Origin of the sequence: Mesorhizobium sp. M7A.T.Ca.US.000.02.2.1 (assembly GCF_003996995.1) — a bacterium.
In the GTDB taxonomy this organism is placed as follows: Bacteria; Pseudomonadota; Alphaproteobacteria; order Rhizobiales; family Rhizobiaceae; genus Mesorhizobium.
On record NZ_RZTT01000671.1, the window covers coordinates 1 to 2,063 of the forward strand.

Sequence of the window (2,063 nt, forward strand, 5' to 3'; positions counted from 1 at the left end):
GCCTCAAGCAGTCGCAGATCCTCGAGGCCGAGGGCCGCAAGGAAGCCGCCTTCCGCGATGCCGAGGCGCGCGAACGTTCGGCCGAGGCGGAAGCCCGCGCCACCCAGGTGGTGTCGGAAGCGATCTCCAAAGGCGATGTGCAGGCGCTGAACTACTTCGTAGCGCTGAAATACACTGAAGCGCTTGGCAGGATCGGCACGGCCACCAACAGCAAGATCGTGCTGATGCCCTTCGAGGCATCGTCGCTGATCGGGTCGCTCGGCGGCATTGGCGAAATCGCCAAGGAAGTCTTCCGCAGCGAAGGCACGACCGGCTCGCAGAGGCAGGCCGCGCGCCCGCCGGTCGTTCGCCCAACCGACAACTGAGGTCGAAACCAATGATCGACCGCATCGTTTCCGAACTCGGCCCGTGGAACTGGATGGTACTCGGTTTCATCCTGCTGGTGATGGAAGTCATCGCGCCGGGTATCTTCATGCTGTGGATCGGCATCGCCGCGCTGATCATCGGCGCCGTGTCGCTGCTGGTCTGGGACGCCGGCTTCTGGACCTGGCAGGTCCAGGTCCTCGCCTTCCTGGCGCTGTCGCTGGTCTCGGCCTATGTCGGCAAGAAGCTGGTCGGCAGCCGCAACGACCCGACCGACCAGCCGCTGCTCAACCGGCGCGGCGCGCAAATGGTCGGCAGGATGGCGACACTTGCCGAGCCGATCCGGGATGGACGCGGGCGCATCAAGCTGGGCGATACGCTGTGGCGTGTCTCCGGCCCGGATTTGCCGGCCGGCACGCAAGTGCGCGTGACGGGCGCGGCCGATACGGATCTGGAATTGACCGTCGAGGCTGTCTGAATTCTTGAAACCCACCGCTTGGACAAGGTGTGTTGAGATTCAGGTCAGGCCGAGTCGAAAACGGTGGGTTCCGAGAACCGGAGCGGAGCGTACTTTGGGTACGTGAGCACCGGAAGCGCAGGAAACCGTCGTTTGCAGGCCGGCATCACCTTAAGATCAGCACACCTTAGGCGGCGCCGATACGCAGCAGGTCGTGCAGGTGGATGAGGCCGACTGGTTTCCGGCCCTCCACCACCATCAGGCTGGTGATGGCTGAATTGTTGATGGTCTGCAGCGCCGTTGCCACCAGCGTCTCCGGCGTCGCGGTCTTCGGGCCTTTTGTCATCACCTGATCCACCGTCATCGCCAGCAGATTGCTGCCGATGTGACGGCGGATGTCGCCATCGGTGATGATGCCGACCAGCGCACCCTCGACGTCGGTGATCGCGACGCAGCCAAATCCCTTGCGCGACAGTTCCAGGATCGCGTCCTGCATGCCGGTGCCCGCAACCACCAGCGGCAGCCTGTCGCCGACATGCATGATGTCGCGGATCTGCGTCAGGTTGGCGCCGAGCTGGCCGCCCGGGTGAAAGGTGCGGAAATGATCCGGCGTGAAGCCGCGTGCTTCGAGCAGCGCGATCGCCAGCGCGTCGCCCATCACCAGTTGCAGCAGCGTCGATGTCGTTGGCGCCAGGCCATGCGGGCAGGCCTCGGGCGTGCGCGGCAGCAGCAGCACGACGTCGGCGGCCCGCGCCAGCGCCGATGTCTCTCCGGCGGTGATGGCGATCAGCGGAATGGAGAAGCGCCTGGAATAGGCGACGATGCCCATCAGTTCCTTGCTTTCTCCCGACCACGACATAGCGATGATGGCGTCGTCCCTGGCGATCATGCCGAGATCGCCGTGGTTGGCTTCGGCGGGATGGACAAAGAAAGCCGGCGTGCCGGTCGAGGCCAGCGTCGCGGCGATCTTCGAACCGATATGGCCGCTTTTGCCGACACCGGTGACGATGAGCCGGCCTTCAATCCCGGAGATCATCTCGACCGCCTGCGCGAAAGGCGCGGCCAATCCGTTCTCCAAGGCCTCGGCAAGGGCTGCAACCCCAGCCTGTTCGGTTGCCACCGTCCTCAGCGCCGAAGCGATCGAGGCTTGCCTGTCCGAAGGCTTCTTATCCAGGGATCCCGCATGCATGGCTGATGCGATTAGCGCTTTGCCGGCGCGCTGTCCAACAGAAATGGCCCAAGG

Annotated in this window: 2 protein-coding genes and 1 pseudogene; 2 read left to right on the forward strand and 1 reads right to left on the reverse strand. The window is 64.5% G+C overall.

Annotated elements, in window-relative coordinates; all coding sequences use genetic code 11:
- Both EOD15_RS33330 and EOD15_RS33335 read left to right on the forward strand, forming a co-directional pair.
- Positions 1-365: pseudogene (locus EOD15_RS33330) on the forward strand (SPFH/Band 7/PHB domain protein); the annotation flags it as partial.
- An 11-nt stretch (positions 366-376) separates the two neighbouring features.
- Positions 377-841 (forward strand): NfeD family protein, encoded by a 465-nt coding sequence (locus EOD15_RS33335; RefSeq protein ID WP_127269754.1) that lies wholly within the window; start codon positions 377-379, stop codon positions 839-841.
- Between the two features lie 166 nt (positions 842-1,007).
- Here the strand turns inward: EOD15_RS33335 and EOD15_RS33340 are convergent, their stop codons facing one another.
- A complete protein-coding gene (locus EOD15_RS33340; protein ID WP_127321298.1) occupies positions 1,008-2,009 on the reverse strand; it encodes a KpsF/GutQ family sugar-phosphate isomerase in 1,002 nt (333 codons plus the stop codon).
- Between the last annotated feature and the right edge of the window lie 54 nt (positions 2,010-2,063).